General features: G+C 65.5%; 18 protein-coding genes. 8 read left to right on the plus strand and 10 right to left on the minus strand.

The window, feature by feature from the left end; genetic code table 11:
• Window positions 1-21: 21 nt before the first annotated feature.
• The 6 genes from ACI3KT_RS09585 to ACI3KT_RS09610 are packed head-to-tail and all read right to left on the minus strand — an operon-like array spanning window position 22 to window position 8,671.
• Window positions 22-1,674 (minus strand): sulfatase, encoded by a 1,653-nt coding sequence (locus ACI3KT_RS09585; protein ID WP_404903882.1) that lies wholly within the window; start codon window positions 1,672-1,674, stop codon window positions 22-24.
• Window positions 1,671-3,428, minus strand: a complete 1,758-nt coding sequence (locus ACI3KT_RS09590; RefSeq protein WP_404903884.1) for a sulfatase — start codon at window positions 3,426-3,428, stop codon at window positions 1,671-1,673. Before ACI3KT_RS09590 ends, ACI3KT_RS09585 begins: the two co-directional genes overlap by 4 nt.
• A 19-nt stretch (window positions 3,429-3,447) precedes the next feature.
• Window positions 3,448-4,314 carry an ATP-binding cassette domain-containing protein gene (locus ACI3KT_RS09595; protein WP_404903886.1) on the minus strand — a complete coding sequence of 289 codons (867 nt, stop codon included), beginning with the start codon at window positions 4,312-4,314 and terminating at the stop codon, window positions 3,448-3,450.
• Window positions 4,311-6,119 carry a dipeptide/oligopeptide/nickel ABC transporter permease/ATP-binding protein gene (locus ACI3KT_RS09600; RefSeq protein WP_404903887.1) on the minus strand — a complete coding sequence of 603 codons (1,809 nt, stop codon included), beginning with the start codon at window positions 6,117-6,119 and terminating at the stop codon, window positions 4,311-4,313. Before ACI3KT_RS09600 ends, ACI3KT_RS09595 begins: the two co-directional genes overlap by 4 nt.
• Window positions 6,116-7,057 (minus strand): ABC transporter permease, encoded by a 942-nt coding sequence (locus ACI3KT_RS09605; protein ID WP_404903889.1) that lies wholly within the window; start codon window positions 7,055-7,057, stop codon window positions 6,116-6,118. The genes ACI3KT_RS09600 and ACI3KT_RS09605 overlap by 4 nt, the downstream gene beginning before the upstream one ends.
• 54 nt (window positions 7,058-7,111) lie before the next feature.
• A complete protein-coding gene (locus ACI3KT_RS09610) occupies window positions 7,112-8,671 on the minus strand; it encodes an ABC transporter substrate-binding protein (RefSeq protein WP_404903891.1) in 1,560 nt (519 codons plus the stop codon).
• A 179-nt stretch (window positions 8,672-8,850) separates the two neighbouring features.
• On the opposite strand from ACI3KT_RS09610, the gene ACI3KT_RS09615 reads away from it, so the two are divergent.
• The 5 genes from ACI3KT_RS09615 (at window position 8,851) to ACI3KT_RS09635 (ending at window position 12,362) form a co-directional block, all read left to right on the plus strand.
• A complete protein-coding gene (locus ACI3KT_RS09615; protein ID WP_404903893.1) occupies window positions 8,851-9,447 on the plus strand; it encodes a helix-turn-helix transcriptional regulator in 597 nt (198 codons plus the stop codon).
• Window positions 9,448-9,646: 199 nt separating this feature from the next.
• A complete protein-coding gene (locus ACI3KT_RS09620) occupies window positions 9,647-10,456 on the plus strand; it encodes a formylglycine-generating enzyme family protein (protein WP_404903895.1) in 810 nt (269 codons plus the stop codon).
• On the plus strand, window positions 10,453-10,815 hold the full coding sequence (locus ACI3KT_RS09625) for a YidH family protein (RefSeq protein ID WP_404903897.1): 363 nt from the start codon (window positions 10,453-10,455) through the stop codon (window positions 10,813-10,815). Before ACI3KT_RS09620 ends, ACI3KT_RS09625 begins: the two co-directional genes overlap by 4 nt.
• Window positions 10,812-11,162 carry a DUF202 domain-containing protein gene (locus ACI3KT_RS09630; RefSeq protein WP_404903899.1) on the plus strand — a complete coding sequence of 117 codons (351 nt, stop codon included), beginning with the start codon at window positions 10,812-10,814 and terminating at the stop codon, window positions 11,160-11,162. Before ACI3KT_RS09625 ends, ACI3KT_RS09630 begins: the two co-directional genes overlap by 4 nt.
• A 39-nt stretch (window positions 11,163-11,201) precedes the next feature.
• Window positions 11,202-12,362 carry an alpha/beta hydrolase gene (locus tag ACI3KT_RS09635; RefSeq protein WP_404903901.1) on the plus strand — a complete coding sequence of 387 codons (1,161 nt, stop codon included), beginning with the start codon at window positions 11,202-11,204 and terminating at the stop codon, window positions 12,360-12,362.
• Window positions 12,363-12,368: 6 nt separating this feature from the next.
• Here ACI3KT_RS09635 and ACI3KT_RS09640 read toward each other — a convergent pair whose 3' ends face one another.
• Window positions 12,369-13,673, minus strand: a complete 1,305-nt coding sequence (locus tag ACI3KT_RS09640; RefSeq protein ID WP_404903903.1) for an MFS transporter — start codon at window positions 13,671-13,673, stop codon at window positions 12,369-12,371.
• 134 nt (window positions 13,674-13,807) lie between these two features.
• Here ACI3KT_RS09640 and ACI3KT_RS09645 point away from each other — a divergent pair, with 134 nt between their 5' ends.
• From ACI3KT_RS09645 to ACI3KT_RS09655, 3 genes are all read left to right on the plus strand, one after another.
• The gene (locus ACI3KT_RS09645; protein ID WP_404903905.1) at window positions 13,808-15,076 is read left to right on the plus strand and encodes a TetR/AcrR family transcriptional regulator; all 1,269 of its coding nucleotides are present in this window, start codon (window positions 13,808-13,810) and stop codon (window positions 15,074-15,076) included.
• A 22-nt stretch (window positions 15,077-15,098) separates the two neighbouring features.
• The gene (locus tag ACI3KT_RS09650; RefSeq protein ID WP_404903907.1) at window positions 15,099-15,932 is read left to right on the plus strand and encodes an SDR family NAD(P)-dependent oxidoreductase; all 834 of its coding nucleotides are present in this window, start codon (window positions 15,099-15,101) and stop codon (window positions 15,930-15,932) included.
• A gap of 257 nt (window positions 15,933-16,189) precedes the next feature.
• Window positions 16,190-17,059 (plus strand): aminoglycoside phosphotransferase family protein, encoded by an 870-nt coding sequence (locus tag ACI3KT_RS09655; protein WP_404903909.1) that lies wholly within the window; start codon window positions 16,190-16,192, stop codon window positions 17,057-17,059.
• A 388-nt stretch (window positions 17,060-17,447) separates the two neighbouring features.
• On the opposite strand, the gene ACI3KT_RS09660 is transcribed toward ACI3KT_RS09655, so the two are convergent.
• The 3 genes from ACI3KT_RS09660 to ACI3KT_RS09670 are packed head-to-tail and all read right to left on the minus strand — an operon-like array spanning window position 17,448 to window position 23,012.
• The gene (locus ACI3KT_RS09660) at window positions 17,448-18,218 is read right to left on the minus strand and encodes an SDR family NAD(P)-dependent oxidoreductase (RefSeq protein WP_292904467.1); all 771 of its coding nucleotides are present in this window, start codon (window positions 18,216-18,218) and stop codon (window positions 17,448-17,450) included.
• Window positions 18,219-18,264: 46 nt separating this feature from the next.
• Window positions 18,265-20,517: a glycoside hydrolase family 3 C-terminal domain-containing protein gene (locus ACI3KT_RS09665; protein ID WP_404903911.1), complete on the minus strand. Its 2,253-nt coding sequence runs from the start codon at window positions 20,515-20,517 to the stop codon at window positions 18,265-18,267.
• Complete coding sequence (locus ACI3KT_RS09670) at window positions 20,514-23,012, minus strand: family 78 glycoside hydrolase catalytic domain (RefSeq protein ID WP_404903913.1); 2,499 nt, start codon at window positions 23,010-23,012, stop codon at window positions 20,514-20,516. Before ACI3KT_RS09670 ends, ACI3KT_RS09665 begins: the two co-directional genes overlap by 4 nt.
• Window positions 23,013-23,032 lie beyond the last annotated feature (20 nt).

The raw sequence follows: 23,032 nt of genomic DNA on the forward strand, positions 1-23,032 counted from the left end.
TTCTTTCGAGGTTTGAGCGAATCAGGAAGGGCTGGCGACGAGTTCGGCGGCACTCGGCTCGTATCCGAGTCGCCACGCCTTCACCCACACGGGAGCGAGCACTGGCACAGGTTCGGAGTAGATCGTCCAGATGGAGCCAGTGCCAGAGGGCATGCCGATCTCGCGTTGCAGTGGGCCACGCGGTCCGCTGGCCGACGGCTCGTGGTCCGTCCACGCAAGAATCGCTCCTTCGGTCTCGCAAGACGCGATGAGCAGGCCATCGCGGATCTCAGCGATCGGCTTGGATGTCGCCCGGTGGACACCGCCAGGGCGCCACTGCTCTTCGAGAACCTCCTCCGGTACGGCGCCGAGGTCGCCGTACCGCTCGATCCACGCATCCAGCGCGGCGCGAAGCCGGGTGAGGTCGCGTCGGTTGGCCGGCTCCGCGACGAGGTTGACCAGCTCATGAGGATCCACCACGATGTCGTACAGCTCTTCGCGGGGCTTGGATTGGGCGACGACGGCGCGCTGTGCGGCTGTCATGGTCGTCAGCGCTTCCCCCCGCGCCCGTTGCTGGCACTCGTCGGACGCGAGCTTGCGGAACGCGGCCCACGTCGACAGCTGATCGGAGTAATCGGTATGGATCATCGCCGGCTTGTCCGGATGGTAGTTCCTGATATAGCGGAATCGGTGATCTCGGACGGTGCGCGACCGATCCTCCGCCTCGCCCTGGCGGTCCCGTCCGCCATAGGTGAACTCGTTCGGCTCGGTCACCACGGCGCCATCCACACCGAAGAGCGGCACGCCGTGCATGAACGAGGGCACGTCGATGCCCGCCAGCGCGAGCATCGTGGGAGCGAGATCCATGGTGTGCACGAGGCCGGAGGAAGTCGCGGCCTCGGGGAGATGTCCCGGCCAGCTCACGAGGAGCGGCTCTCGCAGCCCCGCTTCACCGGCCCAGCGTTTGGCCTTCGGCATCCCCTTGCCGTGGTCGCTCCAGAAGACGACGATCGTGTCATCGAGGAGTCCGTCTGCTTCGAGCTCATCGAGGATCTGTCCTGCCCAGTGGTCCATCTCGGTGATGAGGTCTGCGTAACGGGCCCAGGCCGTGCGGAACACCTCGTCGTCGGGATAGTACGGCGGGATCGGCGCCGCAGCAGGGTCGTGCCGTTCGGCGTCGGTGACGTGGCTCGTCGCGGCGGCGAAGGCGTCGTCCTCGAGGTACAGCTGAGACTCATGCGTGCTCATCCCGTGGAACATGGCGAAGAACGGCGTGTCCGCAGTCGGGCGGTTTCGCCAGTGCGCGGCCGGGCTGCAGTCGTCGAAGACGACCTCGGGCAGGTCGACCTGAAAATCGGTGAACCAGTTGTTGGTGCAGTAGTAACCCGCTTCTCGGAAGATCTCCGGCAGAAGACGCACCGTCGGCGGAGGGACAGCCTTGGAACGCATGTGCATCGTGCCGATGGCTGTCGGATAGCATCCCGTGACTATCGCCGAGCGAGCGGGAGCACAGATGGGAGCCGCCGCGAATGCGTTGTCGAATCGCACTCCGCGCGCGGCAAGAGCATCGAGATTCGGCGTGTGCGCGTACTCGGCACCCGGCCAGATGCCGGCGTAGCATCCGAGGTCCGGATTGATGTCGTGAGTGCTGATCCAGAGGATGTTGGGCCTGATGACGCCAGATCCCTGACTCACGACACGACCGCCGCTGCAGTCGTCTGCGCAAGATCGTCAGCCATCTCCCGCAGCTTCGTCGCCGACACCCCGCCGACCGCAGCGATACCCATGATGCTCGCCATCGGGGTCGCGGTGATCAGCTCTGTCGTGACGAGCCAGGGAAGATGCCGCTCGAGCACCTCGCGGGTGACCCCGTCGGCGAGCAGCGCCTGCACCGGCGCCATGAGAAGCTCCCTCGCCGGCAGTTCGGCGAGATCCGGGAGGGGCTCGGCGATCTTCAACGCGCGATCGAGATCGACGGCCGCACGCAGATGTTCGGCCGTGACATCGCCGTCAGGCAGCCCGAGCCGGGTGAAGATGCTGGGAGGGGCGTCGTTCTCTCGAAGAAGCGAGATGAGCAGCTCGATCATCCGCTGCTCGACCTCGTCGTCGACGATCGGCGTCGTCTGACCGGGATCGGTCTCGAGATCCCACAGCAGGGTGCCGTGCTGCCAGGAGTTGATGCGGAAACCTCCGACGGAGTCGACCCGCATGGTGCGCAGGCCCTTCGTGAAGGAGAACGGCGCCGCTGGTTCCCACTCGGCCAGCTCTGAGACGGAGAAGCGGCTGCGCATGTGCGTCGGCATGAGGGTGTAGTCCTCGATCGGGCCGTTGGCCGGATCGACGCTCGCCCGCATGTAGACGTAGCGGCCGTCGGTCACGTTGACATGACCGCCGTGGATGCCGAACAGCGCGCCCTCCTTGCCTCCTTCGAGCGCGAAGTCCTTGCCGAGCATGTCCTCAGTCGGCTCGACGCCGAAGAAGCGCAGCATCGTCGGCGCGATGTCGATCGTCTGCGCCAGCTCACCCCGACGAACATCGGCGCCGCCCGTGCGCGGATCCCAGAGGAACATCGGCAGGTGGACGAGTTCGTTGAACCACGGCTGCACCGACTTCGCCCACCAGCCGTGCTCGCCGAGCAGGAAGCCGTGATCGGTGTTGACGAGCAGCATCGTGTCCTTCCACATGTCGTGCTCGTCCATGAAGTCCATGACCCGACCCAGCGAGAAATCGCACATCGAGACCAGCGCGGCATACTCGCGCCGAGCCTGCTCGACCTGATCCTGCGGCTCGACGACCTTGTTGTACCCCGGCCAGTCGACCACGGGGCCTTCGTAGTCGCTCGGGTACAGGTCGCGGTACTTGTCGTGCGCGAAGAAGGGCTCGTGCGGATCGAACAGTTCCAGCTGCAGCATCCAGCGGTCGGCATCGACATTCGTCTCGAGGAACTCGACGGCGGCGTCGACCGTCCGCGTCTGCGTGTGCTCGGCCTCCGTCGACATGTACTTGCGGTTGACCGCATCCTGCGTCTTCAGCACGGCCGGGAATCGAACGCCGCGCAATGCGTCGGCGTCGCCCTTCCACGGGTCGCCCTCCTGCCCGCGGAAGAACTCCCAGGTGTTGTAGCGCGTGTGATACGTGGCGCCGCCGTCCTCCCAGTAGTGCTGGTGATCGGTGACCAGATGCGTGTGCACCCCTGCGTTCTTGAGCATCTCTGGCATCGAATCGTCGAACGGCTCGAGGGGTCCCCAGCTGCGGTGCAGGAAGTTGTGTCGCCCCGTGTGCATCTCACGCCGAGCCGGCATGCACGGCATGGACCCGGCATAGAAGTTGTCGAACGTCGCTGCCCTGTGCGCCAGCCGGGCGAAGTTCGGGGCGTCGACGAAGGTGTCACCGTACGGCGGCAGCATGTGCCGGTTGAGGCTGTCGAACATCAGGATGATGGCGCGCATGGTGGTCCTTGCTTTCCTGTCACACCTTGAGCGTGACCGTGCTGGTCGATTCTCGGTTCTGGCTTGCGAGCAGTGCGTGCCGTTCCGCGCGGCGCTTCGCCTGCAGCGCGGGATTCGGCACCGGTGCCGCGAGGAACAATCGCTGGGTATACGGATGCCGGGGGTTCGTCGTCACCTGTTCCGCGTCGCCCCACTCCACGATCTCGCCGTGGTACATCACCGCGACGCGATTGCTGAGATGACGGACGACGGCGAGGTCATGTGACACGAACAGGTACGCGACACCGGTGTCGTCCTGGATCTCCTTGAAGAGCTCGAGGACTCGCGCCTGCGTCGACAGATCGAGCGCCGACACCGGTTCGTCGCACACGATGAGCCGTGGTTGCAGGGCGAGCGCACGCGCGATCGCCACTCGCTGGCGCTGCCCGCCGCTGAACTCACGGGGCAGTCGTTGGGCGGCGTCGCCGGGAAGGCGCACCTGGTCGAGCAGCTTGCGAACCCTCGCGCGGGCGTCCTTCACGCTGACGTTGCGGACGGTGAGCGGCTCCATGAGGATCTGCTCGATCGTCATGGAGGGATTGAGTGACGTGTACGGGTCTTGGAAGACCACCTGGATGTCGTGCCCGAGCGCTCGACGCTGCCGCGACGAGAGGTGGGCGATATCGCGGCCGTCGTACTCGATGGTCCCGTCAGTGACCGGCGCCAGCCCGAGCAGTGCCCGTCCGAGCGTGGTCTTGCCCGAGCCGGATTCTCCCACGAGGCCCACGGTCTCACCCGCCTTGATGTCGATCGATACGCCTTTGAGGGCGCGGAACGGCTTCTTGCGGAAGCCCTTGGCCGGGTACTCGACCACCAGATCGCGGATGTCTACGAGCGTGCCGCTCACGGGAGGACTCCTTCGGGTTGCCTCGGTTCGGAAGACGCCGGCTCCATCTCCTCCAGCACGGCGTCGAACAGGGACTGCGTGTAGGGATGCTCCGGGTGCTCGAAGAGGTCGTTCACCGGTCCGGTCTCCACGATCCGTCCTGCGCGCATCACCGACACCGTGTCGCAGATGTCGGCGACCACTCCGAAGTTGTGCGTCACGAGGATCATCCCCATGTTGCGCTCGCTCTGCAGACCTCGCAGAAGGTCCAGGACATCTGCCTGCACCGTCACGTCGAGTGCGGTGGTCGGCTCATCGGCGATGAGCAGGTCCGGATCGCACGAGACGGCGCCGGCGATCAGCACGCGTTGCGCCATTCCGCCCGAGATCTGGTGCGGGTAGGCCGCGAATGTCCGCTCGGGGTTGGGAATTCCGACTCGGCGCAGCAGATCGAGAGCCCGGCGCTTCGCCTCGCCCTTCCCGATGCCGAGCTTCTGGCGCATCGGCTGCACCAGCTGACTGCCGATCGTGAAGCTCGCATCGAGGTTCGACATCGGCTCTTGCGGGATGTATGCGATCTTCAACCCGCGCAGGCCGTTCATCTTCGCGGGGCTCGCAGCAGCGAGGTCTTCGCCTTCGAATTCGATCTGACCGTGGACGATGCGGCCTCCCTCCGGCAGGAGCCGGAGAACCGCCCACGCGGTCTGCGTCTTTCCGGAACCGGACTCGCCGATCAGACCGTGCACCTCTCCGCGGTGCACCCGCAGCGAGACGTCTTCGACGACGGTCTTCACGGTGCCGTCATCCTGCCCGTATCCGACAGCGAGGTCCTTCACATCGAGGAGGACATCCGCGTCCTCGAAGTCGTGCCCAGCACCGTGGCGCACGACGGGCTCCGACGCGACGCGCGTCACGGCTTCAGGAGTGCGCCGGCTGCGGCGCTGCGGGGCGTCGCTGCGCTCCAGAGTGTCTCTCAGCCCGTTGGCGAGAAGCACGAGGCTGAGGCAGGTCAGACCGATGGCGAGGCTCGGCCAGAGCATGAGGATCGGGCTCGTGTAGAGGTTCGAGAATCCTTCGTTGAGCATGCCGCCCCAGGTCGCCAGAGACAGGTCGCCGAGCCCCAGGAACTCGAGCCCCGCTTGGATCGAGATCGCCAGGCCCATGACGAAGGCGGCTTGGACCAGCGCGGGCCCACGGACCACCGTGAGGATGTGCCGGGCGATGATGCGCCGGTCGCTGAGACCCGAGACCCGTGCGGCATCGACGTAGAGCTCATTGCGGACCGCGCTCACTGTCGAGTAGACCAGGCGGTAGCTCGCCGGTGACAGCAGCACACCGAAGATCACCATCGATACCCAGATCGAGGGGCCGACGACGGCGCGTGCCGCAAGGAGCACGACGATTCCGGGCAGAGCCTGGATGATGCCGACGATCCAGGCGGAGGTGGCCTCGAACCACTTGCCGTAGTAGCCCGCGACGAGTCCGCTGGTGATGCCGAGGACCGACGCCACAGCGATGGCGAGCACTGCTCCGGCGATGCTGAAACGCGTCGCGGAAAGCAGACGGGAGAGCACGTCGCGCCCTGCGCTGTCGGTGCCGAGAGGGTGATCGGCGCTGATCGGGCCGAACACGGCGGCTGCCGATGCCGTATCGGGGTCGTGCGGAGCGATTGCCGGTCCGAAGATCGCGAGGAAGGCGACCAGCAGGAGGAAGCCGAGCGCGATGGCAGGAAGCGGCTTCTTCAGGAGTCGCCACAGAGTTCGAGACGAGCGGGAAGCGATCGGCCGAGCCTCGCCGGCGATCTCGACGCCCTGGGGATCGATCATGACAGACGCACCTTCGGATTGAGCCACCCCTGAGCGAGGTCGACGAGGAGATTCAGGATGACCACGAGGATCGCAGTGACCACGACGAGGCCCATGACGAGAGGGATGTCCCCCTGCGAGGTGGCCGTGACCGCGACCTGCCCCATCCCGGGGATGGCGAAGATCTGCTCGATGATGACGGCGCCACCGATGAGACCGACGAACTGCACGCCGAGCACGGCGAGACCGGGCCCTGCGGCATTGCGGAGCACGTGCTGGAAGAGTACGGAGGGTGCGTTCAGGCCGCGGCTGCGCAGAGTTCTCACATAGTCGCCGCGCAGCGAATCGATCATGGACCCACGGATCTGCTGCGTGACGCCGGCGATGCCACCGAGCGCCAGCGCCGTGATCGGAAGGGTGATCGAGCTGAGCCAGCCTGCAGGTGAGTCCGTGAACTGGACGTAGCCGGTGGGCTTGAACCATCCGAGATTCACGGCGAAGACCAGGACGAGTCCGAGAGCGACGAGAAACGCCGGGATCGCCGTCGCGAGCAGAGAGAGAACCTGCACTGCCGTATCGATCCATCCGCGGCGTGTCGCGGCGAGGGTGCCCAGGATCACCGACACGAACGCGACGACGACGATCGCACCGAAGACGAGTGAGAGTGTGACGCTCAGTCGGCTGAGGATGGCATCACTCACCGGCTGGCTTGTGAACCACGACGTGCCGAGATCGCCGCGGATGAGACCGGACGCCCAGGTCAAGAACTGCTGGGTCAGCGGCTGATCGAGCCCCAGTTCCGTCGCCTTCTGCGCGACGGTCTCGGGCGAAGCATCCTCTCCGAGCATGCGGCGAGCGATGTCTCCGCCCCCGGCATAGAGCAGGGCGAAGGCGATCACGCTGATGGCGATCACGAGGACGATGCCCGAAGCGACGCGTCGAGCGATGAACGAGAGCATATGCGAGTCTTTCGAGAGGGTCGGATGGGGCCGGGCCGGCCCCATCCGACGTCGTCACTGCTTCGGGACGAAGTTCCAGAGGTAGGGGTAGGAGTTTCCGCTTTGGGGCTCCACCGACGTCTTGGCATCGGTCGCGTAGTTCAAGTCCGGGCGGTACCACGGTGCGAACCAGGCTTGTTCGACGATGTACTCGTTGAGTTCCTTGGCCGCAGCCTCCGCCTCTTCCTCCGTGCCGGATTGGATCGTCGCGGCGAGCTCTGCGACGGTCGCGTCCTTGACGCGGAACGGGTTCCACCCCGAGGAGGGAAGCAGGTCGAGGGTCACCGTCTCCCATGACGTGGGCGCCGTCTTGAGCATCATGACGGTGCTGGCGTACTTCGCCGCGAGCAGGTCTGAGAGGAAGCTGGTCGGAGTGACACCGACCTCTTCGACATTGATCCCCACATCCGACAGATACTGCTTCACCAGCGCGTAGGTGGCCGGGGCGAAGCCGGATGATGTGGGCATCTTGAGCGTGATGTCGCCGGCTGCGTACCCGGCTTCCGCAAGAAGCTCCTCCGCCTTCTCCGGATCGTAGGAGTAGAAGTCATCCAGATCCTTGACGTAGCCCGAGGAGTCGGGAGAGAAGATCGAGGACGTGACCTTCCCGTTGCCCTGACCGACGGACTCGAGCAGCGCCTTTCGATCGAACGCGTAGTTGATCGCCTGGCGGACACGGACATCGGCGAGTGCGGGCTCGATGGCCCCATCGCGATCGAAGAGCAGCAACCCGAAGAAGTTCAACTGCTGGGTTTGCACAGTGAGTCCCGCCGGTTCCAGCTGCGCGATCATCGCGCTGTCCGAAACGGGCGCGCCATTGATCTGCCCGCCTTTGAGGGCGTTGAGGACCGCCGTCGGTGTGGTGTACACGTTCATGACGACCTTCGCGTAATGCTGACTCTCCGGCGCCCAGTAGTCGGGGTTCTTCGTGAAGACGTACGCCGAGCCGACGACGGTCGCCTTCGTGTCGAGGACGTACGGCCCGGAGCCGACCGGGTTGGTCTTCTCATCAGCCGCGTCGAAGGTCGCCGGGCTCTGCTGCAGACCCGGATTCTGCGTGAGGAACGACAGCAGCGAAGGGTTCGGAGAGTTCAACGTGAGTTCAAGCGTCGTGGCATCCACAGCCTTCGCATCAGCGAGCGTCGCCAAGTAGCCCTTCTGGGGAGAGGTCCCATCGCGGAATCGCAGCAGGTTCAGGGCTGCAGCCGATGCGTCGAACTTCGTGCCGTCGGTGAACGTCACGTCGTCGCGGAGGTTCAGGGTGAGCACCGTCATGTCGTCGTTGTACGACCAGTCCGTCGCCAACCACGGTACGACGGTGCCATCAGGCTCGGCGTGCAGGAGCGTGTCGTACACCGCCTGGAGGTAGGGCGATTCGTTGGACCAGGGAGCGTTGTTCGCGGCGAACGTCGTAGACGCGACGATCGTCCCGATGGTCAGTGTTCCCGTTCCCTGGGTGGACTCTGCGCTCGATACATCCGAGTCCGGCCCTGCGCCGGCACAGCCGGACAGTGCGAGTGCTGTGATCGCCATCGCCGACACAAGCGCGGCGATGCGTTTCTTGAAAGTAAACATCGATGTCTCTTCCGGTGCGTGAGGTCCACCATGGACCGTCCTTTGCGGTGACGCTAACAGGAATCCGACGAGTATTCAACAAATCGAATAGAAATGATTTGATTTGTTGAATACTTGGATGAACGCGCTCCAGGAGATCTACGCTGGTCTCAACAGCGAAGCTGACCGATTGGACTCGCATGAAGCTCGAGCACCTGCTTCTGGGCATCCTGCTCATCAAGCCGCGAACTGGTTACGAGATCAGTCGCTACATGGAGATGGAAGGCGTGTTCATGCGCCCCCGCACCCACATGAGCCAGGTGTACCGCTCTCTGGCGCAGATGGCCGAACGCGGCTGGGTGAGCTTCGCCGTCAGTACCCGCCCCGGTGCGCAAGACGCCAAGATCTATCGGACGACGCCGGTAGGCCGCGACGTGTTCATGTCCTGGTTGACGAGCGACTACCGTCCGACTCTTGAAGCAGTGAACTACGAGTTCCGAGCCCGGATGTTCTTCTCCGGGTTCCTCGGCCCCGACGCCCTGCTCGCCTTGATCGAGATCGAGATCGACGCCAGGAAGAGGCAGATCAGCAAGTACCGCTACCGCGATCGGACCATCGAAGCAGACCCGGACTCGTCGTTCGACATCGAACTGGTGACACTGGTGGAGGACCACCACCACGAGGGGGGCACGGCGGCGATGGATGTGATGATCGGGCGCCTCGAGAAACTTCACAAGTTGATCACCGAGCACGCTCGACGGGGGGAGGCCACGGATGCCGGAAACCAGAGCTTCTGAATCAGGCGCGCGAATGCTCCCCCTGGTCGGCGCGACGTCCTCTGCCGGCGGTGAGGCCCTCTGCAGCGGCGGGTGCAGTTGCGGCATGCCCGGCCGCGCCCAGTTCGAAGCGTCCGGATCGGCGCCGTCAGCAGGGTCTCCCGCCACGGCTGGTTCGCATTCGATCGCGCAGGTTCATGTCCCGAGCGGCGCCTTCACCATGGGCGACTCTTCAGGCGACGAGAATCGTGGCGACGGCGAAACGCCGTTGCATCGGGTTGAAATCGAGGCCTTCGACATCGATGCGACGACGGTGACGAACGACGACTTCGCGCGCTTCGTCGCCGAGACGCGGTATGAGACGGAGGCCGAGACGTGGGGGTTCTCGGCGGTCTTCCATCTCGCGGTGTCAGCTCCTGAGGAGGACATCATGGGTCCCGCTGCCGGCACCCCCTGGTGGCTCGGCGTTCGAGGCGCTGACTGGGCCCACCCCGACGGACGGAACTCGAGCGTGGAGGGGCGTGGAGACCATCCGGTCGTGCACGTCAGCTGGAACGACGCGCTCGCGTACTGCGACTGGGCAGGGCGCCGACTGCCTACGGAAGCCGAGTGGGAGTACGCGGCGCGCGGCGGAATCGCCGACGCGAAGTATCCGTGGGGCGACCAGGAGGTCGACGACGGCGGCTGGCGCGCGAACATCTTCCAGGGCGAGTTCCCCCGACGCAACACCGGGGAAGACGGCTGGCTCACGACCGCGCCCGTCCGCACCTTCGAGCCCAATGGATACGGCCTCTGGCAGCCGGTCGGCAACGTCTGGGAATGGTGCGCCGACTGGTTCGACCCACGCTATTACGCGACGTCACCGGTGAAGGATCCGCAGGGGCCGCCACGTGGTGCCGCACGGGTTCTACGCGGTGGGAGCTATCTCTGCCACATCTCTTACTGCAACAGGTACCGCAACTCGGCACGATCGTCGAACACACCGGATTCGTCCATGGGCAACGCCGGATTCCGGACGGTCGCCCTATGACCCGGCCCCGGTTCCCCCGATCGGTCTTCGAACGCGGAACCGAACCTGACGCTCGTTTCACGCTGGCCAACGAGCGCACGTTCCTCGCATGGATCCGGACCTCGCTCGCCCTCGTCGCTGGCGGCGTGGCGCTCGAAGTCCTCGGGCTGGATCTGAACTCCGCGTTCCGGCTGAGCGCCGCCCTGGTCCTGGTCACGGCAGGCGTGCTCACCCCGGCCATGGCCTGGTGGGGATGGGCGGCCACCGAGCGTGCGCTGCGCCTGCACGAACCGCTGCCCGCGTCTCGCATGGCTCCGCTGCTCGGGGTCGCGGTGACGAGTGCCGGCGTGCTGATCCTCCTTGCGATCCTGATGCCATGACGCAGCTCTTCGATCCGGGACTGCAGCCGGAGCGGACCGAGCTCGCTTGGCGACGCACCGCTCTCGCCTTCGCCGTGGGGTCGCTCGTCGCATTGCGACTGCTGCCGGCGGCCTTCGAGAACGGGTGGTGGTCACTCGCCGGAGTGGCCGGGCTCGCTGCATCCGCACTGGTGTGGGTCATGGCGCGAAGCCGCAGCCGTGCCGTGAACTCGGTGCTCGCCGCCGACGGAGACCATGCATCGATGCCCGGAGCCGGGGTGCTCGCGACCCTGATGGGGCTCGCGATCGCCGCGGGTCTGGCCGGGGTCGCGATCGTTGTCGCGGTCTCTCTTCCCTCGCTCTTCTGACGGGGAGATGACAAACGATGAGCGAGAGAGCGGACCACGATGAACCGAACAGCGAGACCCCGACCGATCTCACGCCGCAAACGTGTGCTCGCCTGGATCGGCGCGAGTGCGGCTCTCCTGCTGCTGGCAGGAATCGCCGTCGGGGGCGTGCTGCTGTGGAGGGCGTCGGACCTTCTCGTGAAGCCTGTGGACACCCAACCCCTCGGCACGAGCATCGTCGAGGCCACCGCCGACACGGTGACGCTTCCGGCGGAAGCAGCAGCGACATCGCCAGGCGTGTTCGGGCTCGACTGGGAGTGCGGCGACGATATCTGCCACGGGCTGGTCGGGGAGATCCTCGAACTGTCCGATGAGCAGGTGACCCGTGTTCTCGACGCGTCGTCGGTTCCGCCGGTGGGGGCCAAAGCGAAGGTCTCAGTCACGGTGTACGACGAAGACCCGAAGGCGGCTCTGAACCTTGATTTCGAGGAGGTCCACTACTCCTCCGAATGCGGGCCCATGCCCGCATGGTTCGTACCCTCGACCGGGTCGGTCTGGGTGATCCAGGTCCACGGTCTGGGCGCAGGACGTGCCGCCGGTCTTCGTTCCATGCCGGCTCTCACCGGGGCGGGCCACCCGGTTCTCGACATCACCTACCGCAATGACCCGGGTGCGCCGGGCGATGAGAACGGCGGTCGCCAACTCGGAGTGGCGGAATGGCGCGATCTCGAAGCCGCAGTGCAGTACGCGCTCGACAACGGGGCGAGTGGCGTGGTGCTGTTCGGCTTCTCGATGGGAGGCGCGGTGGTCGAGCAGTACCTGAATCGCGCGGAGGACACGACCGCCGTCCGTGGCGTGATCCTCGATTCACCGGCACTGGACTTCGATGCCGCTCTCGACCACGTCGTCGCAGGCTTGGGCCTCCCGGGCTGGATCGCTCCGATCGAGCGGGCTATCGTCGAAAGCCGATCCGGCGTTGCGTTCGCCGACGCGGATTCGCTGGCACAGAATCTGGCGAACGGCGGGCCTCGACAGCCGGTGCTGATCTTCCACGGAACACGAGATTCCATCATCCCCTTGGCCTCCAGCGAAGAATTCGCACAGGCCTGGCCCGAAGAGGTCGAACTGGTCGTGGTCGACGACGCCATCCACACCGGGGCATGGAACACCGACCGGGATCGATACGAGACTCATATGCTCACGTTCCTGGCCCGGCTCTAGCGGGCGTCACCTCACCCCTCGGATGCGATAGACGGCGAGACCACCCGCCAGCGCGATGACTGCGCCGAGGAGGTACCAGACGCTGTATCCGCCGATCGCGGTGGCGCTGCCCACGGCGATCACGAACGGGGCGATGGCCGGGCCGACCGACTGCGGAAGGCTCGAGGCGAGACTGAGCAGTCCCAGGTCTCGCGCACGCTCCCGCGCATTCGGGAGCACCTGAGTGCTGAGCGCCTGATCGACGGCGGTGAACGCCCCGAGCCCGAGCCCGACGACTCCCTGACCGATCAGCACGATGCCAAGCGAGGGCGCGAGTGCCAACAGGACGAGCCCGAGAGCCATCACTGCACCCGCAAGAGCGACGAACGGACGTCGTCGGCCGATTCGGTCAGACAGCGCTCCCCCGATCGGAGCAGAGATGCACAGGCAGACGACCGAGACAAGATTGGAGAGCAGGACCGCGTGCGCGGTCTCCACTTCGGTGTAGCCGAGCTTCTCACTGAGGAAGAACGGAAAGAACGTGGAGATGCCGGCGTAGCCGAACATCACGAGGAAGCGCACCACCATCGCCCAGGTGAAGTCGGGGTTCTTGCGTGGGTCGAATGCGAACGAACCCACGACATCGCGGACCCGGAATCGCGGCGTCTCTCCGATAAGAGGAGGATCATCCAGCTTCAGGCAGAGAGGAAGAGCGAACACGACGGCGAGGAGCCCCGGCACGAGGAAGCGCAGGAAGTCGTTCGGGATGAGCGCGGCGATGACGCTGCCGGCCAGAATCGCCATCGGCACGGCGACCCCCGCGATTCCCGATACCCGTCCGAGTCGGTGGTGGGGCACGTTGTCCGGAACCAGTGCTGCGACGGCAGTGGCAGCGACGCCGAAGCTCGCCTGCACGACGCACCATGTCGCAAGAACCAAGGGAACGGTCTCCGCAAGCCCCAGTAGACCGAGTCCGACGGTTCCGGCGAGTACACCGCCGACGATCCAGGGTCGGCGGCGACCGAATCGAGACCGAGTCCGGTCCGAAAGCCTCCCGGTGAGGGGATGGATGAGGAGCGCGACGAGTGCACCGCTGCCGGTGACGAGACCGATGGCGCCGGTGGCAGCTGGGACAGACCCCGTGATGTGCTGCAGCTTGAAGGCGAGGGAGAACATGACCGGGGCCATGATGGCGATGTAGATCCCGAAGTTCGCCAGCACGTACAGCGTGATGAACCCTCGAGGCTCCCGATCGACCGAACCGATGCCGTGCGCGGGTTTCGCATCCGCGTGGACGCTCACCGGGGGTGAGCCGAACGATGGCTGTGTCATTGCGCGCCTTCCTGTCGTCATTGACCTGCGCACACACTATCCCCAATCCGGACCACGTGGTAACAATTACTCGAGATCTCGGTTACTGTGGGAATCACACGACCCCCAAAGTGACGACCAGGAAGGAGCATGGCGTGGAGTCCACGACTTCGCCGCGTCGGTACGCGAACGGCATCCTCACGAGGAACCGGCTCCTGGACGCAGCGTCGGAGCTTTTCGCGAATGACGGATTCCGGGCGGTCTCCCTTCGCGATATCGCCGCCGAAGCGGGCGTGAGCCATGCTGGGCTCCTCCGCCACTTCGCTTCGAAGGAAGCCATCCTCACCTGCCTGATCGATCGATTCGACAACGTGAACGAGCACTGGGAGGCAGAGCGCACACACGCGACGGAGCATCCGACCGCAACTGACGTCCTCGACATCGCCGCACGCAATCTCAGAGTTCCCGGAGCTGTCGAACTGCTGACGTCGCTCGCAGGAGAAGCGACCAGCCCACAGCACCCGGCTCATGACTACATGAGGGAGCGCTATCGCCGCGCCCGGGCTGCCACCGCCTTGGCCGTGCCGGATGCGATGCCGACGGCGCCAGAGAGCACGACGTCCACAGCGACTCGCTTTCTGGCTCTCTGGGACGGTCTCCACATTCAGCATCTCTACGACCCCGAGGCCGTCGACGTCGTCGAGGGCCTCGCCGACCACCTGGGCGCGACGCCGCCGCAACGACGACGAGCCCCCTCGTCGCCACGCTCGACAACGCGGGCCGGCGACCTGAATGCGCTGCCGCGCGACGCCGGCTACGCCGCAACGCAGGAGAGACGGGCCAGCATCGTCGACGGCGCCGTCATCCTCTTCGCACGACAAGGGTTCCACAACACATCGCTGGCGGCGATCGCCGAGTACGCAGGCGTTCCCAAATCGTCCCTGCTGCGGTACTTCCCGACGAAGGAGCACCTGCTCACCGCGGTTCTCGTCGCACGCGACGATCATGGCCTCGCCTCGGCCCGCGCCCAGTCGTGGTCGGCGCGCGAGCATTTCGCCAAGATCATCGAAAGCGCCCGCACTGCGGTCGAGGCCGAACCCGGTCTCATCGCGTTCTTCACCGTGCTGACCGGCGAAGCTCTCGCCCCCGAGCATCCTGGGCACGACTACATCCGCTTCCGGTACCGGCGGGCGCGAAGCTACTTCACGGCGCTGTTCGCCGAAGCCGCCGACGAAGGCCTCCTCGCACCCGGTCGTGACCCGGCCCGTGAAGCGACGAACTTCCTGGCGATGTGGGACGGATTGCAGATCCAGTGGCTCTACGACCCCGAAGACATCGATATCCCCGGTGCCCTTTCCGCGCACCTGCACACGGTCTTCACACTCCGCGCACTCCCCGCGCAGCCCGAACGAGATGAACAGTGATGTTCACAAGAATGGAGCAACTATGCCCACCCTCTCCGATCTGAACGGACGAACCGCAGTCGTCACCGGTGCAGCGAGCGGCATCGGCGCCGCCCTGGCCATCGAGCTCAGCGCTCAGGGGATGAACCTGGTGATCGGCGACATCGACGGGGACGGCGTGAACGCGCTCGCGAGCCGGCTCCGCGAATCGGGCGCTCGCTGCCTGCCGATGCAGGTCGACATGAGCGATCCGGGGGCAGTGCAGGCCTTTGCCGATGCGGCGTTCGCCGAGTTCGGATCGGTGGAGCTGCTCTGCAACAATGCCGGCGTTCTGTTGTTCGGGAAGGTCGCCGATGCTTCCCTCGGCGATTGGCAGTGGCTGTCCGCCGTCAACGTGCAGGGGCTTCTCAACTCGCTCCACTCGTTCCTCCCCCGAATGCGCGCACAGGACGGCTGGAAGCACATCGTCAACACCGCGTCCACGCACGCGTTCTTGGACAACCCGCAGGGCAGCGCCCTCTACACGGCTTCGAAGCAAGCGATCGTGGGGATCACGACAGGCCTGCGATATGAGCTCGCATCCGAAGGCGTCCTGGTCACGTTGCTGTGCCCGGGTCAGGTCTCGACGAGGATCCTGGATTCTCAGCGCAATCGGCCGTCTCAGTTCGGTCCCCGGGCCGCCGATCCTTTCGGGACGGGTGTGATCCCCTTCGGCATCACACCGGATGAGGTCGCCAAGATCGCCGTCGCCGGCATCCTCGCCGAGTCTCCTATCGTCTTCGCTCTGGAGGAGAGCACGCGCGAGCACTTCCGCTCGCAGGTGCGCAACGCCTGGCAGGAGGCCGACCACGCGCTCGCCTCACCGATCGGAGTGTAGAAGACGCCGACGCGCTGACGTCATGCGCCGACCGTCGATGCAGCGCGTCGGATGCTGGCGATCAACCCTGGATTCTGCAGCTGCTATCCGGACCCTTCAGGCACGGATTGAATCCTCGGACCGCCCGGCTTCGTGCCCACGTCGCGTGCCCGATTGAGGACAAGTCCGACGAACAGCACGGCGGGATACGCTTGGTCGCGAGCCCTTGGCTCCGAGGACTATTCGTTTCGGTCGCGATGAAGCGGTGGCGAGGAAAGATGATCGATATCGACGAGCCCCTGGTGGCCGAACTCATATCGGAGCAGTTTCCGCACTGGAGCGCACTGCGCATTCGCGCGGTTCCGCAACAGGGGTGGGACAACCGGACGTTTCGCCTGGGAGATGACCTGTCCGTGCGGTTGCCCAGTGGCGAGGCCTATGTCGCGGCTGTCGAGAAAGAGAAGCGCGCGCTCGAGTTCCTCGACGGGAAGCTTCCGGTTCCTGTCCCCGGTGTCGTGGCAGTCGGAGTGCCAAGCCGGGACTACCCGCTTCCTTGGTCCGTACGTCGATGGTTGCCCGGTAACACGATCGATGAGAATTCGCTGATCGATCGGGTCTCCTTGGCCGTCGATCTGGGATCCGTGTTGCGCGCCCTGAGATCCCTCCCGACAGGTGCGGGCGCCTCAGCGGGACGACATTCCTTCTACCGCGGCTGTCATCCGAGCGTGTACAGCGATCAAGTGCAGATCGCCCTCGATCGCCTGGGCGACGACGTCGATGCGGAACGGTGCCGAGAGATCTGGCTCGCCGCGACGACGTCTGCGTGGGAGTCCGAGCCCGTCTGGTTTCACGGAGACGTCGCCACCGGGAACCTGCTTGCAGAGGACGGAAGACTCTCGGCGGTCATCGATTTCGGCACATGCGGGATCGGCGACCCCGCATGTGATCTCGTCATCGCGTGGACGTACTTCGATGACGAGGCGCGTGCGGCGTTTCGCGAGTCGGTCGGTCTCGATGATGCAACATGGCAACGCGCGCGAGGATGGGCTCTCTGGAAAGCACTTGTGACCATGTCGGACCAGTCCAGCCCAGATCCCGGGAGATCTCAGCAGCGTGTGCTGGCCGAAGTCCTGTCCGCAGCGCCCTAAGTGTTCGCCGAGTTCAGCCGGAATCCGCAGGTCAGTGTAGGTTCCGGATCCAGATGGCGAAGATCTGGCGGTTTCCGCGCTAGTTGGCATCGATCCGGGCGGCTGCGTTCCAGGCTAGATGGCGAAATCCTACGTTGGAATCACCAGCCCTCCTCAGGCTTCCGAGCGCGCGAAGTTGGCACGCCCGGAGGCGCGTCAAGGTTCCGGCGCGGTTCGGCGCCCAGGCTGCGTCGCGGTAGCCGTGCAGGTCCCGCTCCGACAGCCACCGCTCGACGACCAACTTTGGTGCACGTTGGGAAGCGCGCGTCCGCTGTGTGTCGAGTCAATCCCGCGACTCGGGACACCTGTAAGGCCGGGTATTCCGGAGACAACTGAGATCACATCCCCGTCACATGTGTGCGCCGCCATCGATGCGGATCTCGGTTCCCGTGATGAAGGCACCGTCGTCGGAGATCAGGGTTGCGATGATCCCCGCGACGTTCTCCGGCGTCCCTTGAGAGCCGTCGCCGAGGCGAGCCTGGAGGTTGGTGAACAGAGACCAGTCGGTGTCGGCCGGAAGGTTCTGCGCGGTGGTGCTGGTGATTCCGCTCGTGATACCGCCGGGGACGACGCTGATTGCTCGCAGCCCCTGCTTGGCGTACTCGAGAGCGATGGAGTGGGTGAAGGCTGCAATAGCGCCCTTCGACGCGGAGTATGCGGCCATGTAGGGGTGGGCGAAGAACGCGGACGTCGAGGCGAAATTGATGATCACACCGCCGGGGGTCGCGATCAGACTCGGCAGAGCTTCGCGGGTGACCAGGAACGTCCCCGTGAGGTTGACGTTGATGATCTTGTTCCACCGTTCCAGGGTGACCTCGTGTGTGTGGTCTCCGAAGAGGATGCCGGCGGCATTCACCAGCGCGTCGAGCGACCCGAACTCAGCAAGGACTGCGGCAACCGCTGTCTTCGCCGACTCTTCATCAGAGATATCGACGCGGTGGGTGAACAGGCGGTCCCGGTGCTCTGCTGGCACGCTGTCCGCGAGAGCGGCGAGCGTGTCGTCGCTGAGGTCGAGGGCGGCGACGCGCGCACCCTCGTCGAGAAGACGCAGCACCGTGCCGCGTCCGATTCCGGAGGCAGCACCGGTCACGATGATGGATTTGGTGTCGAGGCGGGGCATGATGATTCCGTTCAATCGAGGGTGAAGATGGCCGTTGCCCGGCCGGTCACGCGTTCGCGGGTTCGTCCGTACTGAGGGCCATGAGCTGCTCCAGCATCTCGAGGGGAAACGCCCCATTGGTGAAGGTGAGGAACTGCTGCATCGGCATCGACTCGACCATCTTCAGGGCATCAGGATTCTGCTCTGCCTGCTGCGCCTGCTCCTCGGTCAGCCCCTCGGCCATTCCCGCCATGAGGGCGGGTCCGACGACCGGGTGCGCGAACCAGTCGCCGACTGTCGATGCCATCGTGAGGGCACGGACGACGACGTCTCCCTCCAGCGTGACGGAGTGTTCCGCAACGATGGTGGACACGTTCTCGCCGACCTGGATACGGTATTCCCCCGCCGGCACCACCCACTGACTCAGCTCGACGTCCCAGTACGCGAATGCCCGTCGACCGAGCGTGAGTTCGACGGTCTCCGTGTGGCCGGGTTCGAGGCTGATCTTTGCGAAGGAGCGCAGCTCCCGCGCGGGACGGCGGACAGGACCTGCGTCGGTGGCAACGTAAAGTTGCACCACGTGCTTGCCGGTCCTCGTGCCGGTGTTGGTGACGGTCACGCGGACGGTCACGGCGTCCGAGCCGGCCTGTTCGATCTCCAGTCCGGTTGTCGCGAATGTCGTGTAGGAGAGTCCGTGTCCGAACGGGTACCTCACCGGAATGCCTGCAGTCTCGTAGTGTCGGTACCCGACCATCACGCCCTCGCCGTAGCGGACATGTCCTTGCTCGCCAGGGAAGTTGTTCCAGCTGGGGTTGTCCTCCAGGCGCAGAGGAATCGTCTCCGCGAGATGCCCGGAAGGATTCACGACTCCGAACAGCACGTCTGCGATGGCCGATCCGCCGGCCTGTCCGAGAAGCCACCCTTCGACGATGGCATCGACGTCGTCGTGCCATCCTTCGAGGGAGACCACGCCGCCGTTGGAAAGGACCACCACGGTGCGGGGAGCGACCGCTGCGACCGCTTTGATGAGATCGATCTGAGCGGCAGGCAACTGCAGTGTCTCGCGGTCGAAGCCTTCAGATTCCTCGCGGTCGCTCAGGCCCGCGAACACGATCGCGATGTCTGCACGTGCAGCGGTTGATGCTGCCTCTGCGCGGCGAGCGTCCGTATCTTCATCGCCGTCGGCGAGGAGGAACCCGGTGGCGTACTCAACGGTGATGCCGCGCTCGAGGGCGTGGTCGCGGATGGTGTCCAGGGCGGCATCCGTGCGCGTGGCATTGATGTGGGAGCTGCCTCCTCCTTGGAACCGCGGGTCCGTGGCGAAGGGGCCGATCACTGCGATCCGCGAGACGTCGGCAACAGGCAGCGCGTCGTCTTCGTTTTTCAGAAGCACGATGGAATCTGCAGCCAGCGTCCGTGCCAGGGTGTGGTGGGCGTCCACCTCCAACGTCCCGTTCGACGGTGTGGGCCGCGCGGCGAGTGCAAGCACGCGGCGCACGGACTCATCGACCACCCGCTCATCCAGCGTGCCGTTGCGTACGGCATCGACGATCTCCTGGTCCGTGCCGCCACCGTTGCCGGGCATTTCGAGGTCCATACCCGCGGCGACGCCCGCGACTCGGTTGCTGACTGCGCCCCAGTCGGAGACGACGGCGCCTTGGAATCCCCATTCGGTGCGGAGCACGTCGGTGAGCAGCCACCGGTTCTGAGACGCGTACACGCCGTTGATCTTGTTGTACGAGGCCATCACCGTCGCGGGTGCGGCTTCGGTGACGACCCGCTCGAACGCGGGAAGGTAGATCTCACGAAGGGTGCGCTCGTCGACATCGGCGCTGATCCGCATCCGCTCGTGCTCCTGGTTGTTCGCGGCGAAGTGCTTCACGGAAGCGCCCGGGCCCACGTCCTGCATGGCGTTCACGTGAGCTGTCGCCAGTACGCCCGAGAGCAGGGGGTCCTCCGAGTAGTACTCGAAGTTGCGCCCGCACAGCGGAGAACGCTTGATGTTCACGCCCGGGCCGAGGACGACCCCGACCCCGAACGCGAGTCCCTCACGCCCGACCGCTGCGCCGACCTGCGCGGCGATCTGGGGATCCCAGCTGGATCCGACGGCCACCGCCGGCGGGAAGCAGGTGGAGGGCAGGGCGTCATTGATTCCGAGGTGGTCGGATTCGGCGTCCTGGCGACGGATGCCGTGCGGCCCATCGGTGAGGACGATGGATGGGATCCCGACCTCGGGGATGGGCTGCGAGGACCAGAAGTCCTGCCCGGAGAGGAGAGAGGCCTTCTGCTCGAGGGTGAGCGTGCTGATGTCGACAGTCATGCGGGAAGTCCATTCGAGGAGGTGATCAGTGACGCTTCGATCTCGGAGCGGAACTTCGTGGAAGCGCCGGGGACATAGTCCAGGAGGGTGCCGATGGGCAGTGCTGCAGCTTCCGGGGCTTTCGCATCCAGGGGGATGCCCGGGTAGTGGCGGGCGAACACGTCGGTGAATGCACGCCAGGCCTTGGCGTCATCGGCGACTTCGCGCAGCGTCGAGGTCAACGACAGCGGGATACCGTTGGCATCCTCAGCAATCTGGTACGCCCAGTGGTGATGTCCGGCACCGACGGGCACGCTCAACTGCTCCGGATGCCAGGGAAGCACGACGTCACCGGTCGTTCCTTCCGGAATCGTCACGTCCACGGTGGCCTGGTCGCCGTCCTTCGCCCAGGCGACGGAGATGTCGCCGTATCGAGTGGTGTGACGCAGCCGTGCAGAGGTGAGCTCTCCACCGGGCTGCGGCGCGATCCTCACGGCGCGGTATCCCGGTTCGGTGGCGGTGAGGCCTCCGATGGTGCGGTGCATCCAGTCGACCACAGCGCCCAGAGCGTAGTGATTGAGGGAGGTCATGCCGCTGGGGTTGATGCTGCCATCGGGGCGCACCGAATCCCACCGCTCCCAGATCGTGGTCGCACCCATCGTCACCGGATAGAGGAAGGACGGGGCGCTGGTCTCCAGGAGCAGCAGGTACGCCTCGTCCAGGTGGCCGGTGGCGGTGAGTGCGTCGGTGACGAGCGGGGTCCCCGCGAAGCCCGTGGAGATCCGGTACCCGGCACGGGCGACGATCTTCGCGAGCTGGTCTCCGGCGTGCGCCATCTGGTCCGCGCTGAGCAGATCGAACGTGACGGCGAGGGCGTACGCTGTGGCGCTCTCGTTGACCACACGACCCGTCGCCGTGACGTATTCGTCGAGGAACGCGGTCCGGACGCGTGCGGCCAGCGAGGCGAACTCCGCGTGGTCATCGGCGCGTCCGAGGACCTGGGCCGTGTCCGCCATCTCGCGGGTCGTGCGATACAGGTACGCGGCCGCAACGAGGTGTCGGTCCGTCTTGCCCCCCGCAGGGTTGTCGGCGGGAGCATCCGGGTCTAGCCAATCCCCGTACTGGAAGCCGGAACTCCACAATCCGTCGTCGTCGAGAAGGTCGGCGACCTGGCGGATGAAGGTCGTCATCGAGTCGTAGGCGTCGGAGAGGATGCTCTCATCTCCGTACTCGCGGTACAGAGTCCAGGGCAAGCTCACCGCGACGTCGCTCCACAGGGCCGTCGGAGATGACGGCGTGGACAGCACATCAGGCACGACCCACGGCACGAAACCCTTCTCCTGCTGCTCGACCGCGAGGTCTTTCAGCCAAGACCCCAGCACGCCGCGGACGTCATACAGGAACGCCGCTGTCGGTGCGAACGCGTTGATGTCGCCGGTCCAGCCCAGCCGTTCGTCGCGCTGGGGGCAGTCCGTGGGCACTCCGACGAAGTTGTCACGCATCGACCACACAGCGTTGGAATGCAGTTGATTCAGCAGCGGGTTCGACGTCTCCAACCAGCCCGTTCGCGTCATATCGGAGTGGACGACCACGGCGCGCACACTGTCGGCCGTGAGCTCGCCGGGCCAGCCGTCGAGCTGCAGGTAGCGGAATCCGTGGAAGGTGAACCGGGGTTCCCATTGCTCGACGCCATGCCCGCGGAGCGTATAGGAATCGGTGGCTTTCGCCGTGCGCAAGGTCTCGAAGTCGGCTTCACCGTCCACCATGACCTCCGCGTGACGCAGCGTGATGGTGGTGCCCGTCGTGCCCTTGACCCTCAGACGCACCCAGCCGGAGATGTTCTGTCCGAAATCCACGACGGTGCGTCCCGTGGGCGTCGTCAAGATGTCGACCGGCTCGAGCTCCTCGATGCGACGAATCGGTTCCGCGACGGGCGAGACAAGCGATTCCAGTGGCCAGTCGACCTCTTCCGTGGTCCCCCACTCGCTGTCGTCGAATCCGGGGAGATCCCATCCGACCGGTTCCAGGCGAGCGTCGAAGGTCTCCCCGTCGTAGATGCTGTTCTCTCGCACCCCGCCCGTGCTGGCGCTGAACTCGGAGTCGGTGCGGATGACATCGGCAGAGCCGTCCGGGTATTCGAGCTCGAGCTGCAACCAGAGAGCAGGACGCTCTGCGTAGTGGTTGCGTCGGTCCTCCCATCCCAGACGACCCAGCGCCCACCCTTCGCCCAGGACGGCTCCGAGAGCGTTCGCACCGACCCGGATCTGGTCGGTGACCGTGTGGGTACTGACCACCAGCCGGTGCCGGTACGACGTCCAGCCCGGCACGAGAACCTCATCGCCGACGACCGCCCCGTTCAGGTGCGGCTCCGCGAGCCCGAGCGCAGTCACGTGCAGGGTCGCCCGGACGGGCTGCTCCCTGACGTGGAACTCGCGACGGAGATAGGACGCGGGCTCATCCGTTACGCCGGTCGTGGACGTGGGTGTGATGAACGCGGCGGTCCAAGCTGTGGTCATGGTCGGGACTCTCCTGGGAT

The organism is Microbacterium sp. ZW T6_19 (assembly GCF_044987465.1).
GTDB lineage: Bacteria > Actinomycetota > Actinomycetes > Actinomycetales > Microbacteriaceae > Microbacterium > Microbacterium natoriense_A.